19 protein-coding genes and 1 tRNA gene are annotated in these 23,070 nt (G+C 63.5%); 5 read left to right on the top strand and 15 right to left on the bottom strand.

Annotation, left to right across the window (positions count from 1 at the left end; all coding sequences use genetic code 11):
• Positions 1-65: 65 nt before the first annotated feature.
• The 13 genes from KO539_RS15190 to KO539_RS15130 form a co-directional block, all read right to left on the bottom strand.
• Positions 66-1,025: a FecR domain-containing protein gene (locus KO539_RS15190; RefSeq protein ID WP_374106412.1), complete on the bottom strand. Its 960-nt coding sequence runs from the start codon at positions 1,023-1,025 to the stop codon at positions 66-68.
• 12 nt (positions 1,026-1,037) lie between these two features.
• Positions 1,038-1,556 carry a sigma-70 family RNA polymerase sigma factor gene (locus KO539_RS15185; RefSeq protein WP_099378628.1) on the bottom strand — a complete coding sequence of 173 codons (519 nt, stop codon included), beginning with the start codon at positions 1,554-1,556 and terminating at the stop codon, positions 1,038-1,040.
• Positions 1,557-1,677: 121 nt separating this feature from the next.
• A complete protein-coding gene (locus KO539_RS15180) occupies positions 1,678-3,090 on the bottom strand; it encodes a lipopolysaccharide biosynthesis protein (protein WP_219310402.1) in 1,413 nt (470 codons plus the stop codon).
• A gap of 21 nt (positions 3,091-3,111) precedes the next feature.
• Complete coding sequence (locus KO539_RS15175) at positions 3,112-3,660, bottom strand: dTDP-4-dehydrorhamnose 3,5-epimerase family protein (protein ID WP_219310401.1); 549 nt, start codon at positions 3,658-3,660, stop codon at positions 3,112-3,114.
• Between the two features lie 38 nt (positions 3,661-3,698).
• Positions 3,699-4,667, bottom strand: coding sequence for a glycosyltransferase family 2 protein (locus KO539_RS15170; RefSeq protein ID WP_219310400.1), 969 nt, complete (start codon positions 4,665-4,667; stop codon positions 3,699-3,701).
• A gap of 60 nt (positions 4,668-4,727) precedes the next feature.
• Positions 4,728-5,819 (bottom strand): redox-regulated ATPase YchF, encoded by a 1,092-nt coding sequence (gene ychF / locus KO539_RS15165; RefSeq protein ID WP_035824073.1) that lies wholly within the window; start codon positions 5,817-5,819, stop codon positions 4,728-4,730.
• Between the two features lie 214 nt (positions 5,820-6,033).
• Positions 6,034-6,618 carry an aminoacyl-tRNA hydrolase gene (gene pth / locus KO539_RS15160; RefSeq protein ID WP_099401315.1) on the bottom strand — a complete coding sequence of 195 codons (585 nt, stop codon included), beginning with the start codon at positions 6,616-6,618 and terminating at the stop codon, positions 6,034-6,036.
• Positions 6,619-6,733: 115 nt separating this feature from the next.
• Entirely contained in the window at positions 6,734-7,342 is a 609-nt protein-coding gene (locus KO539_RS15155) for a 50S ribosomal protein L25/general stress protein Ctc (protein ID WP_176387707.1), read from the bottom strand.
• 164 nt (positions 7,343-7,506) lie between these two features.
• Positions 7,507-8,457 carry a ribose-phosphate pyrophosphokinase gene (locus KO539_RS15150; protein ID WP_034753270.1) on the bottom strand — a complete coding sequence of 317 codons (951 nt, stop codon included), beginning with the start codon at positions 8,455-8,457 and terminating at the stop codon, positions 7,507-7,509.
• Between the two features lie 150 nt (positions 8,458-8,607).
• A tRNA-Gln gene (locus KO539_RS15145) sits at positions 8,608-8,684 on the bottom strand.
• 78 nt (positions 8,685-8,762) lie between these two features.
• A complete protein-coding gene (gene ispE, locus KO539_RS15140; RefSeq protein WP_219310399.1) occupies positions 8,763-9,647 on the bottom strand; it encodes a 4-(cytidine 5'-diphospho)-2-C-methyl-D-erythritol kinase in 885 nt (294 codons plus the stop codon).
• On the bottom strand, positions 9,644-10,294 hold the full coding sequence (locus tag KO539_RS15135; RefSeq protein WP_219310398.1) for an outer membrane lipoprotein LolB: 651 nt from the start codon (positions 10,292-10,294) through the stop codon (positions 9,644-9,646). Before KO539_RS15135 ends, ispE begins: the two co-directional genes overlap by 4 nt.
• An 83-nt stretch (positions 10,295-10,377) precedes the next feature.
• On the bottom strand, positions 10,378-12,165 hold the full coding sequence (locus KO539_RS15130; RefSeq protein ID WP_219310397.1) for a tetratricopeptide repeat protein: 1,788 nt from the start codon (positions 12,163-12,165) through the stop codon (positions 10,378-10,380).
• 167 nt (positions 12,166-12,332) lie between these two features.
• Between KO539_RS15130 and mutM the strand changes: the two genes are divergently transcribed.
• The 5 genes from mutM to KO539_RS15105 are packed head-to-tail and all read left to right on the top strand — an operon-like array spanning position 12,333 to position 18,692.
• Positions 12,333-13,169 (top strand): bifunctional DNA-formamidopyrimidine glycosylase/DNA-(apurinic or apyrimidinic site) lyase, encoded by an 837-nt coding sequence (mutM, locus tag KO539_RS15125; RefSeq protein WP_046681687.1) that lies wholly within the window; start codon positions 12,333-12,335, stop codon positions 13,167-13,169.
• A 21-nt stretch (positions 13,170-13,190) separates the two neighbouring features.
• The gene (locus tag KO539_RS15120; RefSeq protein ID WP_219310396.1) at positions 13,191-15,092 is read left to right on the top strand and encodes a dynamin family protein; all 1,902 of its coding nucleotides are present in this window, start codon (positions 13,191-13,193) and stop codon (positions 15,090-15,092) included.
• Positions 15,093-15,115: 23 nt separating this feature from the next.
• Positions 15,116-16,279 (top strand): A/G-specific adenine glycosylase, encoded by a 1,164-nt coding sequence (gene mutY, locus KO539_RS15115; RefSeq protein ID WP_219310395.1) that lies wholly within the window; start codon positions 15,116-15,118, stop codon positions 16,277-16,279.
• Positions 16,279-18,081, top strand: a complete 1,803-nt coding sequence (locus KO539_RS15110) for a sensor histidine kinase (RefSeq protein WP_219310394.1) — start codon at positions 16,279-16,281, stop codon at positions 18,079-18,081. The genes mutY and KO539_RS15110 overlap by 1 nt, the downstream gene beginning before the upstream one ends.
• The gene (locus KO539_RS15105) at positions 18,078-18,692 is read left to right on the top strand and encodes a response regulator transcription factor (RefSeq protein ID WP_219310393.1); all 615 of its coding nucleotides are present in this window, start codon (positions 18,078-18,080) and stop codon (positions 18,690-18,692) included. The genes KO539_RS15110 and KO539_RS15105 overlap by 4 nt, the downstream gene beginning before the upstream one ends.
• A 34-nt stretch (positions 18,693-18,726) precedes the next feature.
• Here the strand turns inward: KO539_RS15105 and KO539_RS15100 are convergent, their stop codons facing one another.
• Together KO539_RS15100 and nrfD are read right to left on the bottom strand one after the other, a co-directional pair.
• Positions 18,727-21,951 (bottom strand): molybdopterin dinucleotide binding domain-containing protein, encoded by a 3,225-nt coding sequence (locus KO539_RS15100; RefSeq protein ID WP_219310392.1) that lies wholly within the window; start codon positions 21,949-21,951, stop codon positions 18,727-18,729.
• Between the two features lie 9 nt (positions 21,952-21,960).
• Positions 21,961-23,067 carry an NrfD/PsrC family molybdoenzyme membrane anchor subunit gene (gene nrfD / locus KO539_RS15095; RefSeq protein WP_219310391.1) on the bottom strand — a complete coding sequence of 369 codons (1,107 nt, stop codon included), beginning with the start codon at positions 23,065-23,067 and terminating at the stop codon, positions 21,961-21,963.
• Between the last annotated feature and the right edge of the window lie 3 nt (positions 23,068-23,070).

Raw genomic sequence — 23,070 nt, 5'->3', positions numbered from 1 at the left:
AAGGGTGGCTCTCACCCTATATCCCGAACGAGAATGCAAAACCCTCAATCAGGCCCGCGAAATAATCAGGCTGCGGCCTGGACGGTCACCCAGTAGCGCGTGCGCGCAACGATTTGCACGGGCAAGGCCAGCGCCAGGTTGTGCAGCGAGCGGTCCGTGTCGCGCAGGGAAAACACGCCGTTGACGCTCAGGCTGGCCACGGCCGGGTCGCAGCGCAGCAGGCCGGGACGGTAGCGGGCCAGTTCCGCAAGCAGCTCATCGAGGCGCATGTTGTCGGCCACCAGCACGCCCTTGGTCCAGGCCGCCGCGCTGGCGGACGCGGGTGCGCCTGACTGCACGATGTCGGCCGAGTAGACGGCGCCCTGGCCCGTGTCGATGCGCACGGGATGGCCAGGCGCATGCGCGAGGCGCACCTCGACGGCGCCCTCGAAGACGGCCACGCGCGACGTGTATTCGTCTTGCCGCAAGGTAAAACGCGTACCCAGCGCCTGCACCGCGCCATGGCGCCCCTGCACGCGAAAAGGCCGCTGCGCCGGGTCGGGATCGCGCGCCGTGGTGACGAGGATTTCGCCGCTGCGCAGGATCAGCAAGCGCTCGCTGGCGTCGAAGCGCACGTCGATGGCGGAAGCGGAAGCGAGCATCACGCGCGTGCCGTCAGGCAGGGTCATCTCGCGGATCTCGCCCTTGTCGGTGCTATGCCCTGCCGTGGCCACTTGCCAGGCATCCGTGCCGCGCAGCAGGTACGCCATGCCGCCCACGGGCAGCAGCACGGCCAGCAGCTTCAGGGCACGGCGGCGGTTCAGGTAGGCGCCCGGCGCCGGTTCGCGCAGCGCGTGCCGGGCCGCGTCGCGTGGCACGCTGTGCAGCTTGCCCTCGAACGCCTGCAAACGCTGCCAGGCGATGGCGTGGTGCGGATGGGCGGCGCACCAGCGGGCGCAGGCATCCCGGTCCGCGTCGCTGGCGTCATCGGACCACAGGCGCGCCATCCACTGGGCCGCCTGCTGCACGATAGCCGGTGCAATCACCACCTCCATGGCTCAGGCTACCTGGGCGTGCATGGCTTGGTAGCATGCCAGCAAACCGGCGGCGATGTATTTTTCGACGGACGAAACGGACACCTGCAGTTCGGCGGCGATGTCGCGGTAGCTCAGGCCATCGAGTTTGCACAGCAGCAAGGCTTTGCGCGCCTTGGCGGGCAGTTGGTGCAGCACGGCGTCGATTTCCGTCAGCGCCTCGATCACCAGCGCACGCTCCTCCTCGGACGGCGCCAGCGCTTCGGGCACCAGGGCCAGCACTTCCAGGTAGGCCGTTTCGATCTGGCGGCGGCGGTACAGGTCGATGACCATGCCGTTGGCGATCTGCGTCAGGTGGCGGCGCGACTCCCCGGCCGGCGGCACCCTGCCCGTCTTCATCAGGTGCAGGTACACATCGTGCGCCAGGTCGGCCGCATCGAAGGCATTGCCGAGTTTACGGCGCAGCAAGCCACGCAGCCAGTGATGGTGGTCGGTGTACAGACTGCTGACTTGCTGCTGAAGCGCTAACTCGGCGGTGCTCACGATACCCTTCCTGTCGCCAACGGCCGGCAAGAGCAGGCGCATCGGATTATAAATGAGAATTATTCTCATTGTACGTGGAGTAAGCAGAAAAACGCAATACGGCGACGGGCGGCAAACGCTGTCAGCCTTGCTGCCGGACGGGCTTGAGCAGCCTGAACGCGGCCCGCAGCGAAGGCCGGCAGACGTACAGTGCGGCCACCAGCAGCACGCCCCACGCCAGCGGAGCAAGCACCCCAAGGCGCTGGGCAAAAAACGCGTGGCCTGCCGCCAGCAGCGATAGCAGGCAGGCGCTCAGGTACAGCGAACGGCGCGGCAGCGGACGCCAGACGCGCATGCCCAGCTCCGTCTTGACAACAAAATACACGAGGAAACCCAGCAGCTGCGAGACGGCGGCGCCCGTGGCGCCACAGCGCGGCACCAGCACGGCGCCCGCCAGCAAGGTGCCCAGCAAGCCTGCCGCGAAAGCGGCGATGGATAAGGAGGGACGGCGGACCAGACTGATGCCGACGCCGCTCACTTCCGCCAGCGCATACAACAGCGGCTGGCCCACGGTGGCCACCGCCAGATACGCGACGCCATGATAGTTGGAAGGCAAGACCCATCCGATCAGCCAGGTCAGGGCGCCCGCCAGGCAAAAGCCCACCACCACGACGGCTTGCGCATGGCGGCAAATGGCCGCGATATTCGACAGGTCCCCGCCGGCGGCGGCCCATTTGTGTACTTGCGGTATCCAGACAATCGTAAAAATCGACTGCACCAGCCAGGCGCCGGCGGCCACGCGCGTGGCCAGCGCATAAATACCGAGCTCGTCAAAGCCGGCAAAAATGCGCAGCAAGCCCATGCCGGCCGACAACATGGACAGGTAGCCAATGGCGCTCACCAGCAGGGGCCCTGCCTCGGAAAGCAGGCGCCGCAGCAGCACCCGGTCCACGGCGGCGGCCCAGGCTTGCGCCAGCGATACGCGCGCATGCCACAACAGCCATAGCGTGACCAGCCAGGTGGTGGCCACGACCAGGCTTGCCAGGTGCACGAAATTGCGCTGAGGATCCCACCACAGCACAGGCAGCAGCAACAGCAGCGAGATTTTCGGCAAGACCTGCGCCAGGCTGAATACCCACGCGCGCTCCTGCATGCGGAAAAGCTGCGCGATCAGGCGATTGGCCAGGGCGCTCAGCATGCCGGCAGCGAACAGGACGGCCAATGCAGGCTGCGCCACATCGAACAACAGCTGCGCTACCGGCGCGGCAAACAGCAGTATCACGGCCAGCGCCACGGGCGCGAGCAGCATGGCCGGCAGCAGGCACGCTTTCAGCAAACCGCTACGCGCGGTGCTGTAATGGTATTCATGCAGGAAAGCCTTATCCAGCCCCAGCGACAGCAGCAAACCGGCCACCGTGCACGCGGTCATGAAGAAATCCAGCTTGCCGATGTCGGCAGGCGGAAACAGCCAGGCCACGGCAGGCACGGTGGCAAGGCTGCACAGCAGCGACAAGATGGGGCCGGCTGAAAAACCCGCGAGACGGTTCAGGCGCATCGTTCAGCCAGGCCGGACATCTCAGCCATGCCTGTCGTTGGAAAAACGATACGGCACCATGTCCGAATCGGCCGGCACGCGCCAGTGATCCGGCGCATCATAGCGATACGCATGGTCCACCGCATTGACGAGGATGGCCGGCGTGCCGCAGTAATTCTGCACGCCGTGCCAGACGCGGGGCGGCACGACGAGCAGGCCGGGACGCCTGGTGCCCAGCTTGAATTCGTTGAGCATGCCAAAGGTGGGCGAATCCGCGCGCGCGTCGTACAGCACCACGCGCATCTGGCCGGCCGCCACGAACAGGCGGTCCGTCGTGATGGCATGCGCATGCCAGGCGCTCAGTCCGCCCGGCTCCAGGGTCGAGGCAAATATCTGGCCGATCTGCGCCGCACCAGGCACCCATTCAGTACGGAAAATTTCAGTCAGGCTGCCGTACGCCGTCAAGACAGGCTTGATTTCCTGAAAGATCACGCCATCGATCAAGGCAGGCGCCGTCGGCTTCCATTCCTTGGTAATGCTTTCGCCATCCTGCTTCGCGCCAGCCAATAACCAGTTATTTTTCTCAACCACCAGATCTACCCCTAGAAATTTTACAAAAATACTCTTATCTATCGCCGCCGCATGTCCTTCAATCCCCTGCGGCGGCGTAATTCACGCAAGTATGTACCTTTACGCCAATACCTGAGCCAGAAACTGGGACGCGGCGGCCACAATCCCAACAGGTAACAGAGGCGGCGCGACAGTGCTTTCATTGTCGTTATGGCAGACTGTAGCGGCGCAATCAAGCGCTCCTGCCCCACCTTGCCATGGAGTTTGGAGACGGCCTGCAGGATATTGAGCGGATCTTGCATGTGCGCCCACCAGTACGCATGCTCGCTGTGCTGCCGCTCCAGATAGGCATTGCTGCGGCTGCCAGACTGTATCAGGATGGCGCCGATGCGGGGATGGGCCAGCATCGGCCGGCCCGCGCAATACACCCGGTGCAACCAGGCTTGCGATGGCCAGCACCGCACTTCCCATGATGGCTGCCATGGGCCGATCTGCCGGGCCAGCTCACGCCGCATGACCCACAGAGTGACCGGCACGTCCATCCACGGACGGTAAGGCTGCACACCGTCAGCCAGCGCCCCAACCATGTGATATTCCATTGGCAAGACCACCAGTCCCTGGCCAAAGACCAGGTCGGCCCCGGTGCGCTCGAGGACATCGATATTGCTTTGCAAATGATCGGGCAACCACAGGTCATCGTGATTCAGGAATGCCAGATAGGTGCCGCGCGCCAGGCTGACGCCGAGATTGTTGGGCCCCGTCTGCTCGCCGAAATTGGTTTCCAGATTCACAAAGCGGATGCGCGCGTCGCCGAACGCGGCGACCACCTCGGCGGTATCGTCGGTACAGCAATCGCCGACGACAATCAGCTCCCAATCCTGCACGGTGCTGGCGAGTACCGACTCAATTGCATACCCAAGGATATTGCTCCGGTTATACGTGGCCATGACAATGGAAACGAGCGGTTGCTTCTCTGACTGCATGGCAAGCCTTTCACACGACAGATAAAAAAATGCCGCCCAGGTCATTGAGCGGCATTTCGCAATGGACTGATAGCAGTTGCCGGCATGAGCCAGCAACCGCGTTCGTCAGACGTTGAACAGGAAGTTCAGCACGTCGCCATCCTTGACCACGTATTCCTTGCCCTCGGCGCGCATCTTGCCCGCTTCCTTGGCGCCCGCTTCGCCCTTGTAGGCGATGAAGTCGTCATAGGCGATGGTTTGCGCGCGGATGAAGCCGCGTTCGAAGTCGGTGTGAATCACGCCGGCCGCCTGCGGCGCCGTGGCGCCCACGGGAACGGTCCAGGCGCGCACTTCCTTCACGCCTGCCGTGAAGTAGGTTTGCAAGCCCAGCAGCTTGTAGCCGGCGCGGATCAGACGGTCCAGGCCTGGCTCTTCCATGCCCATGTCGGCCAGGAAAGCACCCTTGTCGGCATCGTCCAGGTCGGCGATTTCCGCTTCCAGCGCGGCGCAGATGGCGACGATAGGGGCGTTTTGCGCTTGTGCGTAGGCCGTCAGCTGGTCCAGCAGCGGGTTATTCGTGAAGCCAGAATCGGACACGTTGGCCACGAACATGGCAGGCTTGGCCGTGATCAGGCACAGCGGCTTGATCAGTTCCATTTCGTCGGCGTCCAGGCCCATGGCGCGCACGGGTTTCGCATCGTTCAGGTAAGGCATCATGCGTTCCATGATGGCCAGCAGCTTGGCCGCATCCTTGTCGCCCGAGCGGGCTTTCTTGTTTTCGCGGTGAATGGCTTTTTCCACGGTGCCCATGTCGGCCAGCGCCAGTTCGGTCTGGATGACTTCGATATCGTCGAGCGGATTGATCTTGCCGGCCACGTGGATGACGTTGTCATCTTCGAAGCAGCGCACGACGTTGACGATGGCGTCCGTTTCGCGGATGTGCGACAGGAACTGGTTGCCCAGGCCCTCGCCCTTCGATGCACCGGCCACCAGGCCGGCGATGTCGACGAATTCCACGATGGCGTTGACCATGCGTTCCGGCTTGACGATGGCGGCCAGCGCATCCATGCGCGGATCCGGCACTTCGACGACGCCGACGTTCGGCTCGATGGTGCAGAACGGATAGTTTTCAGCCGGAATGCCGGCTTTCGTCAGTGCATTGAACAGGGTGGACTTGCCGACGTTCGGCAAGCCGACGATACCGCATTGGAGACTCATGGAAAACCTTTAATAATCAAAGCACATGGCGCCGTCTATCGGCGTGCTTGCCGTGCTGTTAGGGAAAACGGGCGATTCTTCGCCCTTTTCCGGGGATAGTGCGTGTGCTGCATTTCAAGGGGTCAATTGTACCCCTGACCGGCGCGCTTCAAAAGCCCGATGATGGGCAAATGACGCCAAAACAGCCGTATCGTGACGCCATCAGGCCCTGTTCTCAGGCCGTATGCAGCTTCATGGTCGCCGCCTCGAACTTGCCCTCGACGATCTGCGGCATCACCTGCAAGGATTTTTCTATCGCCTGCTCGATCAGCTCCTGGTCTTCGCGGCGCGGGCGGTGCAGCACGAAGTCGGCCACCTGCTGCTGCAGGCTCAGGGTGCGCGGATGGCCGATGCCCAGGCGCAAGCGCCAGTAATCCTGCGTGCCCAGCGCGGCCGTGATGTCCTTCAAGCCATTATGGCCGCCGGCCGAGCCGCCCTTCTTCAGGCGCGCGATGCCGGGCATCAAGTCGAGCTCGTCGTGCACGACCAGCACTTCCTCGGCGGCGATCTTGAAGAAGCGCGCCAGCGCGCCCACGGACTGGCCCGAGCGGTTCATGAACGTCAGCGGTTCGAGCAGCCAGACTTCCTTGCCGCCGATGGAAGTCTTGGCCAGCATGGCGTTGTAGCGCGAATCGCGCTGCAAGCGCGTGCCGGGCAAGCTGTTGGCAAGATTGTCCACCAGCCAGAAGCCGGCATTGTGGCGGGTTTGTTCGTATTCGGGTCCCGGGTTGCCGAGGCCGACGATCAGGCGTATGGGCATGGCTGTGTCTGCAATGTAAAAGAAAGCATTATCGGTGAAAACGGACGGAAAAAAACCCGCGCGGCGAACCTGGCGGGTTTTTCCTTGCGACTACCGCATTGCTGCGGCGGCAGAATTACTTCTTGTCAGCAACAACTTCAGCAGCAGCGGCTTCAGCAGCAACGTGGCCAGCCGGTACCGAAGCGGTAGCGATGGTCAGGTTGGCGCCGTGGGTGACAACGGTCACGCCAGCTGGCAGGACCAGGTCGCCTACGTGCAGCGAGTGACCGACGTCGATGTTCGACAGGTCAACGTTGATGAATTCTGGCAGTTTGCCTGGCAGGCAAGCGACTTCGATTTCGTTGGCAACGTGGCTGATGGTCGCGCCGTGCAGTTTGACTGCTGGGGAAACGTCAGCGTTGATGAAGTGCAGAGCCACTTTCACGTGGATAGGCTGCGATGCGTCAACGCGCTGGAAGTCAGCGTGCAGAACCAGTTGTTTGTATGCGTGGACTTGGAAGTCGCGCAACAGAACTTGCTGGGAAACGCCGTCGATTTCCAGATCCAGGATCGACGAGTGGAACACTTCTTTTTTCAACGCGTGGTACAGGGCGTTGTGATCCAGCGAGATCAGCACAGGGGCTTCAGCGCCACCATAGACGATACCAGGGGTTTGGCCGGAAATGCGCAGGCGGCGGCTCGCTCCGGAACCTTGCAATTCGCGTTTAAATGCGATAACTTTCATGTGAAACTCCAAGAAGAACAAGGCTTGCGCCTTGTGTTATGAGGATACCCGCGACCAGGAATCCTCGAAAATGGGTGCAAAACACCCCGAAAACTAAAACACTGCGGCGCAACAGGCAAAAAGCCGGTCGCGCCGCAGGCATTACGTCTGTTTCTATTATCGAATTAGTCGATAAACAGGGAAATAACCGAATCACCCTTGATGATGCGCTTGAACGTCTCGGCCAGCAGCGGCGCGCACGTCAATTGACGGATCTTGCCGCAGGCCAGGGCCGCTTCGGACAGGGGGATCGTATCGGTCACGACCAGCTCATCGAGTGGCGAGGCCGAAATACGGTCGATCGCCGGGCCCGACAGCACCGCGTGCGTGCAATACGCCACGACTTTTTTCGCGCCGCGCTCTTTGAGCACTTCGGCAGCCTTGGTCAAGGTGCCTGCCGTGTCGACCATGTCATCCATGATCACGCAGTTGCGGCCTTCGACTTCACCGATGATGTTCATCACTTCGGACACGTTCGCTTTTGGACGACGCTTGTCGATGATGGCCAGGTCGCAGCCCAGGCGTTTTGCCAGGGCGCGCGCACGTACCACACCGCCGACGTCCGGCGACACGACCAGCAGGTCCTGGTAGTTTTTCTTTTGCAGGTCACCCAGCAAAATTGGCGAAGCGTAAATATTGTCGACTGGGATATCGAAGAAACCTTGAATCTGGTCAGCGTGCAAGTCCATGATCAGGACGCGCTCGACACCGGCTTCTTCCAGCATGTTCGCCACCACCTTGGCCGAAATCGCCACACGCGCGGAGCGGGGACGACGGTCTTGGCGGGCGTAGCCGAAGTAAGGAATCGCGGCGGTGATGCGGCCAGCGGAAGCACGTTTCAAGGCATCAACCATCAGCATGATTTCCATCAGGCTGTCGTTGGTTGGAGCACAGGTGGATTGCAAAACAAAAACATCCTTGCCGCGCACGTTTTCGTTAATCTCGACCATTACTTCGCCGTCGGAGAATTTCGAAACGTTTGCTTTACCGAGAGGGATGCCGAGGTTTTTTGCGACCCCCTCTGCCAACGCTGGATTCGCGTTGCCGGTAAAAACCATCAGGTTTTCGTAAGCCATGGGAGTCCCAAGAGGTGATATAGAAGTCTTGAAAAGCACTAACCGGGCATAGGCCCGGTCAGTCATTGTTTAGAATATGCCGCGTGGCGACACATCTGCTTTTTCCCGTACTGGACGCTAACTTCGCATCGACAGACTACGGTGAAATGGTGGCAGGGGAAGAAGGATTCGAACCTTCGCATGCTGGAATCAAAATCCAGTGCCTTAACCAGCTTGGCGATTCCCCTACGTTACTGACTGCTTGCCGTCATGTTGGCCAGTATTATACCGACTATTTGACGCTAAGCAAAATCTTTTTTTGCTCTCTACAACATCGTGAGCATCGGGTGGCGATTCAGCGCTTTTGCCTTCCAGGCGATCCAGACTGGTGGCACATTGCTGAGCACCGCATCCGCTTCTTCCTGACTATCAAACGCACTAAACACACAAGCACCGGAACCAGTCATCCTGGCCTCACCGTAAGCACCCAGCCATTCTACCGCATCTGCTACCGGCTTGAAAAGACTGCATGCCACTTGCTGTAAATCATTCTTACCAAACCCGCCCGCATCGTTTCCTTCTGCGAGGTACCTGGAAAAGTCCGCTATTGTGACGGGTTCGGTATTTCTCGTCAAGCCTTCCGCGCAAAAAATTGCGGCGGTCGGCACTTGCACGCCCGGCTCGATCACCACATACCAACATTCGGGCGTGGCGACGGGCTGCAGGGCTTCGCCCACGCCTTCGGCAAAGGCGTTTTCGCCAAAGATGAAAAACGGGATGTCGGCGCCCAGCGGCAAGCCCAGCGCCATCAATTCCTCGCGCGTCAAGCCCGCCTGCCACAGGCGGTTCAAGGCCATCAGGGCCGTGGCCGCGTCGGACGAACCGCCACCCAGCCCGCCGCCCATGGGCAGCACCTTGTCGATGGCGATATCGACGCCGCGCGGCAAGGCGCCCGTGCGGCGCAACACTTCGGTCTGCAGCAGTGTCGCGGCGCGGATGATCAGATCCTGCTCTTGCGGCACGCCGGCCAGTTCCGTCACGCGGTGGATCGCCGTGTCGTCGCGCAGCGCGAAGTGCAGGGTGTCGCCATGGTCGAGCAGCTGGAACACCGTCTGCAGCAGATGGTAGCCATCGGCACGGCGGCCGTTGACGTGCAGAAATAAATTCAGTTTGGCCGGCGCCGGGCAGTTATTCAGGTTAGTCAACGTCATTGTGCTTGAGCCGATGGAGCGGGATCGAGCACGATGCGCAGCGACACGGCATCGGCCTGGGCGCTGGCATTGCGTTCGGCATCGATACGCCGCGGTTGGGGCAAGGCGCCCGGTGTATTGTCGGACGCATTTTGCCCTACTTCTTGCCACGACACATAGCGCAGGCGCCAGCCGTCTTTGGTCGTCACGCTGTCGTTGGCCGGCGAAGCGGCGAAACGCTTGCCATCGGCGCCCACGGCATAGCCCTGCAGCCAGTCGCGCAAGCCCGACACGGGCAAGGACCAGCCCAGCATCTGCGCGCTCAGGGTATCGACATCGGGCGCGCTGCGCGGCGCCTTGCCGCTTTGCGTCAACACGGCTTGCTGCGGCGTGACGGCGATCGTCGCCAGGGTGCTGCCGACGGGCGAATACAAGGTCACGTCCGTGCGCTGCGCCGTCTGCTGCCAGTTGAAATTGACGGTCGCCGATTCGGGCTTGTCATCTTTCTGGTACACGACGTTCAGGCGGCCCGTCAGCTCGACCTGTTCGCGGTAAGCAGCGACGGTTTTACCGGAGGGCGCGGCGCCGGACGAGAATGGGGAAGTCAGGGTCGAACAGGCCGAGAGGGACAGGCAGACGAGTGTGAGGGGGAGGAGTTTTTTTAACATGGTAACTTTTATAAACCCAACGGCAGATGCTGGGGTCAGACCCTGCAGGGTCTGACCCCGGTTTTTTGCCCTTGGGTTAACAATCACAAACTGACATTCAAGCGCGCCAGGGTACTTTTCAGCGCATCGTTTTTCGGGTCCTTGCTGCGCGCTTCGCGCCACAGTTTTTGCGCTTCATCCTTGTCGCCCTTCTGCCATAGCACTTCGCCCAGATGGACGGCGATTTCCGGATCGCTGCGCACGGCATACGCGCGGCGCAAGGCATTTTCCGCTGCAGCCAGGTTACCCATGCGGAACTGCACCCAACCCATGCTGTCCATGATGAACGGGTCGCCCGGCGCCATCTGCAAGGCTTTTTCGATCAGCGCATGGGCTTCGGGCAGACGGATGCCCCGTTCCGCCAGCGAGTAGCCGAGGGCGTTGTAGGCATGCTGGTTGTCGGGCGCCAGCGCCATCACGCGGCGCAGGCTCGCTTCCATCAGCTCGAGTTTATCCAGGCGCTCGGCCAGCAAGGCGTAGTCGTACAGCAGTTCCGGATTGTCGGGGAAGCGCAGCAAGGCGTTTTCCAGCACCGTGTACGCGCTTTGCACGTAACCGGCGTCGCGCAGGAATTGCGCGTCGACCAGCAGCACCTGCGCCTGGCTTGCCGGATCGTCCGTTTCGATTTCCGTCAGCGCCTTGCGCGCCGCATCGAGATTGCCGCCACGGGCGATCAGCTGGGCGCGGCGCAAGCGCGCCTCGACATAGCCGCTTGATGCGCTGTTGTCGACCTTGTCCAGCCAGGCGATGGCACCGGCCGTGTCGCCGCGCGTCTCGGCGATCTGCGACAGTATCATCAGGGCCTTGAACGGATCGCGCGCATCGCCAGGAGATTTGTCGAGCACGGCGAGGAAGCGCTTGAAGTACTGCTCCGCGCCCTTGGTGTCTTCCAGCTGCAGCGCCACGATGCCGAGCGCATACAGGCCGCCCAGGTTATCGGGCTGGCTTTTCAGCAGCAGCAGGAACTGGTCGCGCGCCGGCTCCAGCTGTTTTTGTTCGACCAGCAGGCGCGCGTACGCGCCGCGCACTTCGACGGCGTCCGGATTCTTTTGCAGGAAAGCGGCCAGCACCTTGTTTGCCGCCTCCGGTTCGCCCGTCACCTGCGCCAGGGTCAGCACGGCCAGCTCGGAGTTCGGTTTGATCGCCAGCGCCTTGTTCGCTTCACGGATGGCGCGTTCACGCTCGCCGAGCGACAAGGCGCCCTGCGCCAGCACCAGATGCGCTTCGAACATGTCCAGGTAAGGCTGCACCAGGCGCGTGAGCATGGCATACGCAAACAGCTTGTCATTCGAGCGCGACAGGATCTGCTGCATCTGGAACAGGGCCACGCCGCGCGCGCCCCCTGGCGCATTGGCCAGGCGCTCGGCGAAAATCGGCTCCGCCTCTTCGATCTTGTCCGTCAACACGACGAAGCCGAGGAAGAACTGGGTTGCCTCATCCGATTCGGGCGCCAGCTCGCGCCACAGGCGGATGGCCGCCAGCGCTTCGCTGCCCTGCTTGGCGGCCAGCGCCATTTCGGAAGCGCGGCGCGCCAGGCGCGGATCGCGCGTCTGCTGCGCCGCCACCATCATCGTCACGTACGGCCCTTGCCACTGGCCGCTCTTGAATTCCATCTCAGCCTTGGTCAGCTTGTACAGCAAGTCGCTGCTCAATTCGACCTTCGGCAGCCCGTCGCCGCCGGCCCCCTCCTTGGAGGTGTCCGGCTCCTGCGGCGCGGTGGGCGCAGCCGCAGTGGGGCCGGCCGCAGCATCGGCAGGGGCGACAGGCGTCTGTGCCATGGCATGCGTGGCCATCAGGGCGGACAAGGTTACAATGGCGAAAGCGTTTTTCAAAGGCGGATCCTGGCTAAACGGCAAAGTTTGATTCTACGCCCAACGCGGCTATCGCGTACTTCACGTATGTAACGAAATATATATGTCGTGGCGGCGCAGCGTGTCCGGGCCAGCCATCGGCCGGTAACCCGCCTGTTTTTTACCCGGTTTTCAACCATTCGAGCCCTATGCCAGAATTGCCAGAAGTCGAAGTCACACGGCGCGGTGTCGCGCCCCACCTTGAAGGGCGCGCCGTGCGCTCCGTCGTGCTGCGCCGCGACGGCCTGCGCTGGCCCTTCCCCCCTGCCCTGGGCGAACAATTGTCCGGGCAAACCATCGGCCTGACGGGGCGGCGCGGCAAATACCTGCTGATCCACTTCCGCCACGGCACCCTGATCATCCACCTGGGCATGTCCGGTCATTTGCGCGTGCTGCCCACGGGGACGGAAGCGCAAAAACACGACCATTTCGACCTTGTCGTGGAAGATGCGGACGGCGGCAGCCAGGTGCTGCGCATGACGGACCCGCGCCGCTTCGGCGCCGTGCTGTGGCACGACGAGGCCGATGGCCCGCTGGACGGCCACGCGCTGCTGCGGGGACTCGGCACGGAACCGCTGGAAGGTGGCTTCACGGGCCAGCTGCTGTTCGAAAAAACGCGCAACAAGGGCACCAACATCAAGCAGGTGCTGATGGCGGGCGACATCGTCGTCGGCGTGGGCAATATCTATTGTTCCGAAAGCCTGTTCCGCGCGGGGATCAACCCGAAGACGCCGGCCCGGCGCATCGGCCTGGCCCGCTACGAGAAACTGGCGCAGGCGATCCGCGACGTGCTGGCCGAAGCCATCGTGCAAGGCGGCAGCACCCTGCGCGACTTCATCGGCGTGAACGGCCAGTCCGGCTATTTCCAGCAAACGTATTTCACGTACAACCGCGCGGGCAAGCCCTGCCGCGTCTGCGGCGCGCCTATCCGCCAGATCGTGCAGGGACAGCGTTCCACGTTTTACTGCGTGAATTGTCAAAAGTAAGTCATGGGTAAAGGGGAGCAGATGGTCAGAGACCTGGAACAATACAGCGCATGGCGGCAGGATGTGCAGGCCGCCTTGCAGGCATACCGGCAAGCCGCCAGCGCGGCGGGCCTGGTCGACGGCGCCTCCGCGCTGCGCCTGGCGCGCTGTGGTTCCCGTCTGCTCGACGACCGTTTATCCGTCGCCTTCGTGGCGGAATTCTCGCGCGGCAAATCCGAGCTGATCAACGCCATCTTCTTTGCCGGCTACGGCCAGCGCATCCTGCCCTCGGGCGCGGGCCGCACCACCATGTGCCCCACCGAGCTGCTGTACGACGCGGCCTGGCCGCCATCGATCCGGCTGCTGCCCATCGAGACGCGCGCGCAAAACCTGTCGACCAGCGACTACCGCGACCTGCCCGCCGCCTGGACCGTCCTGCCCCTGAACATCGAGGCGGGCGACGACATGCAGGACGCCATCCGCCAGGTCAGCCTGACGAAAAAAGTCAGCGTCGAAGAAGCGGCGCGCTACGGCCTGTACGACGCCGACGATGCGGACGCCCCCGCCATGCTCGACGAGGACGGCCAGGTGGAAATCTCCATGTGGCGCCACGCCATCATCAACTTCCCTCATCCGCTGCTGAAACAGGGCCTGGTCATCCTCGACACCCCGGGCCTGAACGCCATCGGCACGGAACCGGAACTGACACTAAACCTGATTCCGAATGCGCACGCGGTGCTGTTCATCCTGGCGGCCGACACGGGCGTCACGCGCAGCGACATCGAGGTGTGGCGCAACCATATCGGCGCCGGCGCGGGGCGCCTGGTGGTGCTCAACAAGATCGACAGCATGTGGGACGAATTGCGCGGCGATGCCGAGGTGGCGCAGGCGATCGAACGCCAGCAAGCCAGCGTGGCGCATCTGTTGACACTGGACCCTGGCCAGGTGTTTCCCGTCTCGGCGCAAAAGGCCCTGGTGGGCAAGATCAACCACGATGCGGCGCTGCTGGAAAAGAGCCGCCTGCAGGCGCTGGAGACGGCCCTGTTCGAGGAGCTGATCCCCGCGCGCAAGGACATCATCCGGCGCCAGCTGGCGTTCGACCTGGACGCCATCGAAGCGGCGCAGCAGGTGCAGGCGGCGGCCCGCGCACGCGGCATTGCCGAGCAGCTGCACGAGCTGCACAGCCTGCGTGGCAAGAACCAGAGCGTGATCGCGCACATGATGCGGCGCATCGATATCGAGAAAAAGGAATTCGACAGCAGCCTGTTCAAGCTGCAGGCCACGCGCGCCGTGTTTACCCGCCTGTCGACGGAGCTGTACACAAGCCTGGGCATGGACATCGTGCGCGACGATATCGACGGCGTGCGCGCCGCCATGCAGCGCAGCCGCTTCTTCACGGGGCTGCGCGAAGCCGTGCGCCAGTATTTCGAGCGCATCGCCAGCAACCTGGACCGCTCGGAGGGCAAGACGGCCGAGATCACGGAAATGATGAACGTGATGTACCGCAAATTCGCTTCCGAACATGGCCTGGCGCTGGCCTTGCCGATGCCGTTTTCGCTGGCCCGCTACCGCCAGGAGATCGCCGATATCGAAGCCGTCTACCATAAGCAGTTCGGCACGGCGACCCTGCTCACCACCAGCCGCGTCGTGCTGATGGAAAAATTCTTCGATACCATCGCCTCGCGCGTGCGACGCAGCTTCACCAACGCCAACGACGACGCCAGCGCCTGGCTGAAAGTCATCATGGCGCCCCTGGAAGCGCAGATCGTCGAATACAAGGAACAGCTGAAACTGCGCTTTGCCTCGATCCAGCGCATCCATGACGCCACGGGCAGCCTGGAACAGAAAATCGCCGGCTTCGAGGCGAGCCTGGCGGCGCTCGAACGCGACAAGGCGCAACTGGCGCAATTGCTGGCCACCTTGCGCGCGGCCAGCGCGACCTAACAAAAAAACACTGGAAACTCTGCATGAAACGTTTGCTGCATCCGCTCTCGCCCGCCACAGGCGCGGCGTCTTTTGAAGACTATATCGATCCGACTTTTTCCGCCACCGTCATCGCCTGGCAAAAGCAGCATGGCCGCCACGCGCTGCCCTGGCAAAACACGCGCGATGCCTACCTGATCTGGCTGTCCGAAATCATGTTGCAGCAAACGCAGGTCACCGCCGTGCTCGGCTACTACGCACGCTTCCTCGAACGCTTCCCCACCTTGCGCGACCTCGCTAGCGCGCCCGTCGAAGACGTGATGGCGCAGTGGAGCGGCCTTGGTTACTACACGCGGGCGCGCAATCTGCACAAGTGCGCGCAGCGCGTGGTGGCCGAATACGACGGCGTGTTTCCCAGCGACCCGGTCCTGCTGGCCGACCTGCCCGGCATCGGCCGCTCGACGGCCGCCGCCATCTCCGCGTTTTCCAGCGGCACGCGCGCGGCCATCATGGACGGCAACGTCAAGCGCGTCTTCGCGCGCACGTTTGGCATCGACGCCTATCCGGGCGAAAAACGGGTCGAGGAAGCCATGTGGCGCCGCGCCGAAGCGCTGCTGCCTGAAACCGGTATCGAAGCCTACACGCAGGGCTTGATGGACTTCGGCGCCACCCTGTGCACGCGCAGCAGCCCCGATTGCGGCCGCTGCCCCTTGCAGCCGCGCTGCGTGGCCTACGCCACCGGCCGCACCAAGGATCTGCCTGTGCGCAAACCGAAGAAAACCAGCCCGGAAAAACACGCTGTCATGCTCGTCGTCATCGACGATGGCCAGGTGCTGCTGGAACAGCGTCCCGGTTCAGGCATCTGGGGCGGCTTGCTGTCCTTGCCCGAACTCGATGGCCACATGCTGGCCGATGCAGACTCTCCACGCGACATCGACCAGGATGCGCTGGCGCGCGCCGTGGCGCCGTTCGGCGAGATTGAATCGCAGGAGCGATTGCTGCCCATCGTGCACGTCTTCACGCACTACAAGCTGCACATCGTCCCCTGCCGCATCACCCTGGCGCGGCGCCTGGCGCTGGCAGGGGAAGCGACGCACGTCTGGTACGACGGCGCGAAAATCGCGGACGCGCCGCTGCCCGCCCCCATCAAAAAACTGCTGCTGGAGCTGTTCGGCGATGCGCGTTCGGCGCAGCGCAGCATGTTTTAGTGCGCAGGCTTGTCCTACTGGCGCTGGCCCTCCTGCTCGCGCCAGTGCATGCCGACACGGCGCTACCAGAGGTCCGCATCGGCGTGCTGGCCTACAAGGGCGGCGACGCCGTGCAGCAGGACTGGTCGTACGTGACGCGCCACCTGCAGGCCAGCATTCCCGGCATCCGTTTCATCCTGGCCGACTACGACCAGGCCGGCCTGACGCGCGCCGTGCAGTCGCAAGCGATCGCCTTTGCCATCACCAGCAGCGGCCATTACGTGACGCTGGAACACAGCGACGGCGCCAGCCGCATCGCCACCCTGGAATCGCCGTGGACGGACTCGCCGCGCCAGGCCATCGGTTCGGCCATCGTCGTGCGCAGCGCGTCGCCCTTGCATGACCTGGCCGACCTGGCGGGCAAGAATGTGATGGCCGTGGCGCCCGACGCCTTTGGCGGCTACCAGATCGCCGCGCGCGAACTGCGCGAAGCGGGCATCGATCCCGCGCACGATTTTGCCAGCCTGCGCTACAGCGGTTTTCCCTCGCAGCAGATCATCGACGCCGTGCGTGCGGGGCGCATGGATGCGGGCATCGTGCGCACCTGTTTGCTGGAACAGATGGTGACGCGCGGTGAAGTGCGCGCCGAGGAACTGCGCGTGATCACCACGCGCCCGATACCCGGCTTTCGCTGCGCCAGCTCGTCGCGGCTGTATCCGGACTGGCCCTTCGTCGCCCTGCGCCAGACGCCGCCCGCGCTGGCAAAAAAAGTGGCGCAGGCCCTGCTGGCCATGCCGCGCACCGAAGAAGGCTATAGCTGGACGGTGCCCAGCGATTACCAGATCGTCGATGAACTGTTCCGCGACTTGCGCATCGGCCCCTACGCCTATCTGGACAAGCTGACGTTCGAGACGGCGCTGCGCCGCTACTGGGGCTGGATGCTGCTGGTGCTGGCCCTGCTCGTGGCCTGGGCCGTGCACACGGTGCGCGTGGAATACCTGGTCAGCCGGCGCACGGAGCAATTGCGCGCGGCCCAGCACCAGCAGCGCGCGCTGGAAGAGCAGGCGCGCCAGCGCCAGGCCACGCTCGACCACACGGCGCGCCTGGCGATCTTGGGGGAGATGGCCAGCGCCATCGCGCACGAATTGAATCAGCCGCTGGCGGCCATCGGCAATTTCGCACGCGGCATGGCGCGCCGCATCACGGCGGGCCGGCTCGACGCGGCGCCCCTGCTCGACGGCGCGCAGGAAATCGCCACGCAAAGCGAGCGCGCGGGCGCCATCATCCGCCACATCCGCGCGATGGCGCAAAAGCGTCCCGCGCACAGCACCGCCTTCGCCCTGGCCGACGCCGTGGAGCAAGCCGTATCGCTGTTCCGCGCGGCCCATCCACAGGCAAGGATAGACTGGCGCCACGACAGCGCCAGGCTTGCGCCGCGCGTGCTGGCCGACCCGCAGCAAGTGCAGCAGGTGCTGCTCAATTTATTGAAAAATGCGCTCGACGCGCAGGTGGAAAGCGACAATCCCGCACACTCCATCGGCGTGCTGCTGCACCGTGAAAACGGCGCCTGCACGGTGGCCGTGCGCGACGCCGGCTGCGGCCTCGATGCGGCGCAGATGGCGCGATTGTTCGAACCATTTTTCACCACCAAGGCCGAAGGCCTGGGCCTGGGCATGTCCCTCAGCAAAAGCATCATCGAATCGTTCGGCGGCAGCCTGTCGGCACACGCCAACGCCGATGCGCCGGGCTTGACGGTCTGGTTCCGCCTGCCCGAAGATAGCCATATGGAAGCGCACAAGGAAATACAAAAGGAAACACCATGAGTGAAAGCGATGCGATCATCTTTGTCGTCGACGACGACGCCGCCATGCGCCGCTCGCTGGCCTATCTGTTCGATTCGGCCGGCTGGCAAGTCGAGACGTTCGAATCGGCGCGCGATTTCCTGCAGCGCTACGAGGGTCAGGCGCCTGGCTGCTTGCTGCTCGACGTGCGCATGCCTTTGATGAGCGGGCTGGAGCTGCAACAGGAATTGTCGCGCCATGCGATCGCGCTGCCTGTGATTTTCCTCAGTGGCCACGGCGACTTGGCCATGGCCGTGCAAACGATGAAGGCCGGTGCCTGCGATTTTCTGGAAAAACCGTGCAAGGACCAGGTATTGCTGGACGCCGTCTCGCGCGCCGTGGCCCGCAGCGTGGCAGAAAGCCGCAGCGCCGCCAGCGCGAATACGGCGCAAACGGCACTGGCCAGGCTCACTGCGCGCGAGCGCGAAGTGGCGCTGCTGATGGCCGAAGGCAAAGCCTCGAAAGTCATCGCCCGCGAACTGGGCATCAGCGACAAGACGGTGCAGGTGCACCGCCATAACACGATGGAAAAACTGGGCTTGCACTCAGCGGCCGAGGTGGCCCGGCTGCTGATGGCCAGTGGGGAGATTTAACCGGGGTCAGACCCGCCGGGTCTGACCCCAGCCGTTACGACCTTGGGATAATCCGCGCCGGCAGTCCCTGCCGCACCGACGTGCCCGAGACGGGATCGACAAACACGTTCTTGTCGCCGCGGCTCGGGTCCGTCAGCCCCAGGTCATTCAGGTTGATGCCGGCGCCGATTGCTGGCTCGTCGGGCTGGCGCGATTTGCCGATGCGGTGGGCGCGCGCGCCGTGCTCCTTGTGGCCGAAACCGTGTTCCACGGCGATCACGCCGCGCTGCACGCCGTGTCGCAGCATCACCGTGGCCCTGGCCTTGCCGCCCGGCGTCTCCAGGTAAATTTCATCGCCATTTTGCAGCTTCAAGCGCGCCGCATCGTCAGGATGCACGGCGACCGGGTTGTCGGGATGGATGCCGCGCAAGCGCCGCGCGCCGATGCTGTACGAGTTTTGCAGCGCGGATTTAAAACTGATCAACTCGAACGGCCATTCGCTGGCCGGATAGGTTTTACGTACGGGCGTGCCGTCGGCAAACGCCGCCACTCTCCACGCGGGCGTACCGGGAAAACGCTTGCCGCTCAAACTGTTCTTGCTCACGCCCAGGCCTTCGTTGTACAGCATCATCGGCTTCAGATAGCGGTGCGTGGACCAGTCCTGCGGATACGGCGTCTCGTCGATCACCGGCACGGGAGCAGCCGGCGCCTTGGGGTTCGCGGGCGGCGGCAGGCGCAGGCCGAACATCTCGCCATAGCTCTGGTAGCGCCCTCCCCGCGCCAGCATGAAGGCCACCTTGCGCCACTCTTCCGGCTTCAGGGTGCGTTCCAGTTCGGGGCGGATGCGCGCAACGCCGGACAGCTCGATGTCGTCGTCGCTGGCGTCAGGCACGGACGTTTTCCCTTGCCAGGCGATGTTGGCGCCGCCGCGCAGATACCAGTCTTCCGCGCGCTGCAGGGGGAAGCGCTGGCCATCCGTGTCTTGCAAGGCGTCCGGACCGAAGCCGGGCAAGGCCATCGTTTTTGCCAGCGCGATGAAGAACGATTCCATGCAGATGGTCTGGCCGTCCGGCGTTTTTTGCACGCGCGGTTCGACCACGGGCCAGCGCGCCGTGCTCATTTTGACGGGCATGCCGCCCCAGGCGCCGGCCCAGCCCCAGCTTTCATACAGCAAGGTATCGGGCAGCAGGTAGTCGGCAAACGCCGAGCTTTCATTGATGAAAGGGTCGATGGCGACGATCAGGGGAATCTTTTTCGGATCGGCCAGCTCCTTGCCAATCTGCGCGCGCAAGCCCGTGATGCCGTAGACGGGATTGCAGCTCCACAGGATCAGCGCCTTCAAGGTGTAGGGGTAGCCATTCATGGCGCTGGTCAGCCACTCGGTCGCCAGCGCGGGCGCGTTCGGATACCACGGCGCCCTGGCTGGATACGCCTTGCCCGCTTCCTTCTTCAGCTTGAATTCCGAGGTTTTTTCATATGGCACATTGCGCCCGATCGGCATGCCGGCCGCCTTGATTTCGCCGTCGAAACTCTCGAGGTTGTAACGGGGACCGGGTCCCGCATCCTTGAAGCTGCCGCCATTGACCAGGGTGCCGCCCTTGCGGTTCAAATTGCCGATCAGGGTATTGAGCATGACCAGCGCGTACGCGTTGTAAAAGCCCGCGCCCGACATCATGCCGCCGTGCGCATTGACGGCCGCGCGCTTGCCATGGCTGGTGAGTTCCTGCGCCAGGCCTTCGATGATGTCGCGCCCGATGCCGCAGGCGCTTGAGTATTCATCCATGCTGTGGCGCTGCGCTTCTTCGTTGAGCATCGTCATGGCCGTCTTCAGGTGCAGCGGCGCGCCAGCCACGTCCAGCGGGCCGTCGAAGAACAGGCGTGCCTCGCCCTTGGCCGCATTGTGCGTCACGATGGCTTGCGTGGCGGCGTCGATCACGCAGTAGGCGTCGCCATCCTTGTAGCGCTCTTCTTCCGTCAATTCCACGGCGCCGATGTCCGACGCGCGCAGATAGCGGCCGTCGCGTGGATGGCCCTTCTCGTTGATGATCAGGTGCGTGGCGTTGCACCAGGCGGCTTCGCCCGCCGCTTCCGCCACCTTCAGGTTCGGCTGCACGAGGAAGTTGCGGTCATAGCGTTCGTGCTCGATGATCCAGCGGATCATGGCCATGGCCAGCGCGCCGTCCGTGCCCGGCTTGATCGGTACCCAGCGGCTGCGGTCGCCCGCGGCCAGGCTGTCCGCGTTCGTCAGCACGGGGTCGACGACGACGTAGCTGAATTCGCGCTTGCCGGAACGGGCCTTGGCGATCAGGGTGCCCTGGCGCTTGAACGGGTTGCCCGCATTGCCCGGCGCCGTGCCGACGAAAATGCAGAATTCCGTGTTTTCGAGGTCCACTTTCGCATGCGGCATTTTCTTCATGTCGCCGAACATGGCGCCCGAGCCGCTGCGGTAGGCGCCACCGCAATACGAGCCGTGGTTGACCAGGTTCAGACTGCCGTACGACTGCTTGAAAAAGCGCGTGCCGAACGCCAGGCGGCCATCGTCGGTGCTGCACATCAAGCCCACCTGATTGACTTGCGGGCCCAGTTCCGGCTGCGCCGGATCGATCGGTTTTTCCAGCTCGCGCAAGGCGCGCAAGCCCTGCACATGGCCTTCGCCAAACAGGTCGCCGCCTTCCGTCACTTCCTTGACCAGTTGATCGAAAGCGATCGGCTCCCACTGGCCGCCGCCACGCGGTCCCACACGCTTCATGGGCGCCAGCACGCGGAATGGCGACTCCATCTGTTCCAGCACGCCGTTGCCGCGGCCGCAAGCCGTCGAACGGCCTTTCAAGCCCTTTTCCTGGAAGCGCGACAGCGAGACAAAGCTGTCGCGGATCGAGGTTTGATATGGCAGCGCCGGATCGGCCGAGAGGGGGCTGTACGGGTTGCCCGCCACGCGCAGCACCTTGCCGCTTTTTTTATCCAGGCGCACGCGCACGCCGCAAAACGTGGTGCAGCCCATGCACATGGTGTAGCTGACCTGCTGGTCCGGATTGACGGTCAGCTTGCCCGTGGCCGTGTCGACGGAAAACTCGGGCGGCAGGGAATTGCCATGCAGTTTCTGCACGGGTTTATCTTTACCCAGCGCGTGGTCGACCATGCGGCCGGCCGTGGTGGAAAAGCTGGCGGCAAAGGCGGCCAGGCCCCCGCCAATGGCACCGTAGCGTAGCAGCTTGCGGCGTTTTTCGTTTTCGTCTTCAGGGACGTCGTTGCGGTCGTCGTTGTTTGTGCGCTCGTTCATTTTGACTCCTCAGTGCGTGGCCATGGCGGGACGGTTGCGCAGCATGCGTCCGGCCCATGGCAAAAATTCCAGCATCAGCAACAGCAGCGCGATCCACAGGCCGGCCGTGCCGATAATCCCCATCAAGCCATCGTTCCCCATCGGCAGGTGGTAGTCATACAGGCCGGCGCCCGTTTTCGGGATCGTCTGGCCGCCGATGAAAATCGTCCAGCGCATCATCCAGGCGCTATGCAGCGCGATCAGGCCGTTGACCAGGCCACTCGTGGCCGGGCGCCAGATGGCCAGGGCCATCGGTACGATGGCCGACAGCACGGCCCAGACGGCCGTGAACTGCCATTGCGGCATGCCGGCCACCTGGGTAAACGCCATGCTGTGGCTGGCGCTCACGCCAGAGAGACTCACGAACAGCCAGCCGCCACCCAGCGCCAGCACCAGCGCCAGCGACAGGGCCAGCGCGCGGTTCAGCGATACTTCCAGGGCCTGGTCGCGGCCCGGCAGGAAACGGTTGAACAGCAGCGCCAGGCCCACCGCTCCCACGAATGCCGTGGCGGCAAATTGCGCCGGCAGGAAAGGCGTGAACCACAGGGGGCGGGCACGTACCACCATTACTTCCATGCCCGTGTACAGGCCCACGACAAAGGCGGCCAGCAAGGTGAAGGCGGCGGCGGTGACGATGGCCTTGCGCGATGCGGCGCCACCGCGCCCCAGCAGGCGGTAGGCCCAGGCCAGGCGATCCTGCCCCTGCCCCCGTGTGGAAAAGTCCACGCGCAGCGCCAGCCACGCGTACAGCATCAGACAGCCCAGATACAGGGGAATGAAGAACGAACCCCACGACATCCACGATTGCGGCTGGAAGTAAATATAGAAGTGGTAGAAGCGGCCCGGCCCGTGCAAGTCGGCCAGCAGCGCCACGGGCGCCGTCATGCCGCAGACGAGGGACGCCAGCAGCGCGATGCGCCCCAGGCGTTCATACGCCTTGCGGCCGAAAACGAAGTACGGCAGGGTCAGCATGAAGCTGCCGTAACTGAGGCCGATGAGGAAAAAATACTGCACCGCCCACGGCAACCATGCCGCTTCGCGCGTGACGTTGACAATTTCGGTGATGTGGCTGTCCATGGT

This window comes from Janthinobacterium sp. NKUCC06_STL (genome assembly GCF_019345455.1).
Taxonomy (GTDB): Bacteria; Pseudomonadota; Gammaproteobacteria; order Burkholderiales; family Burkholderiaceae_D; genus Janthinobacterium; species Janthinobacterium rivuli.
Note: the sequence above shows the minus strand (reverse complement) of the source record. Positions and strands in the feature narration are given on the sequence as shown.

Excerpts from the sequence above, each read along its gene's own strand:
- KO539_RS15180 (WP_219310402.1), bottom strand. The coding sequence starts at position 3,090 with ATGCGCCTGAACCGTCTCGCGGGTTTTTCAGCCGGCCCCATCTTGTCG.
- KO539_RS15170 (WP_219310400.1), bottom strand. The coding sequence starts at position 4,667 with ATGACCTGGGCGGCATTTTTTTATCTGTCGTGTGAAAGGCTTGCCATG.
- ychF (WP_035824073.1), bottom strand. The coding sequence starts at position 5,819 with ATGAGTCTCCAATGCGGTATCGTCGGCTTGCCGAACGTCGGCAAGTCC.
- pth (WP_099401315.1), bottom strand. The coding sequence starts at position 6,618 with ATGCCCATACGCCTGATCGTCGGCCTCGGCAACCCGGGACCCGAATAC.
- KO539_RS15155 (WP_176387707.1), bottom strand. The coding sequence starts at position 7,342 with ATGAAAGTTATCGCATTTAAACGCGAATTGCAAGGTTCCGGAGCGAGC.
- KO539_RS15150 (WP_034753270.1), bottom strand. The coding sequence starts at position 8,457 with ATGGCTTACGAAAACCTGATGGTTTTTACCGGCAACGCGAATCCAGCG.
- ispE (WP_219310399.1), bottom strand. The coding sequence starts at position 9,647 with ATGACGTTGACTAACCTGAATAACTGCCCGGCGCCGGCCAAACTGAAT.
- KO539_RS15135 (WP_219310398.1), bottom strand. The coding sequence starts at position 10,294 with ATGTTAAAAAAACTCCTCCCCCTCACACTCGTCTGCCTGTCCCTCTCG.
- mutM (WP_046681687.1), top strand. The coding sequence starts at position 12,333 with ATGCCAGAATTGCCAGAAGTCGAAGTCACACGGCGCGGTGTCGCGCCC.
- KO539_RS15120 (WP_219310396.1), top strand. The coding sequence starts at position 13,191 with ATGGTCAGAGACCTGGAACAATACAGCGCATGGCGGCAGGATGTGCAG.
- mutY (WP_219310395.1), top strand. The coding sequence starts at position 15,116 with ATGAAACGTTTGCTGCATCCGCTCTCGCCCGCCACAGGCGCGGCGTCT.
- KO539_RS15105 (WP_219310393.1), top strand. The coding sequence starts at position 18,078 with ATGAGTGAAAGCGATGCGATCATCTTTGTCGTCGACGACGACGCCGCC.
- KO539_RS15100 (WP_219310392.1), bottom strand. The coding sequence starts at position 21,951 with ATGAACGAGCGCACAAACAACGACGACCGCAACGACGTCCCTGAAGAC.
- nrfD (WP_219310391.1), bottom strand. The coding sequence starts at position 23,067 with ATGGACAGCCACATCACCGAAATTGTCAACGTCACGCGCGAAGCGGCA.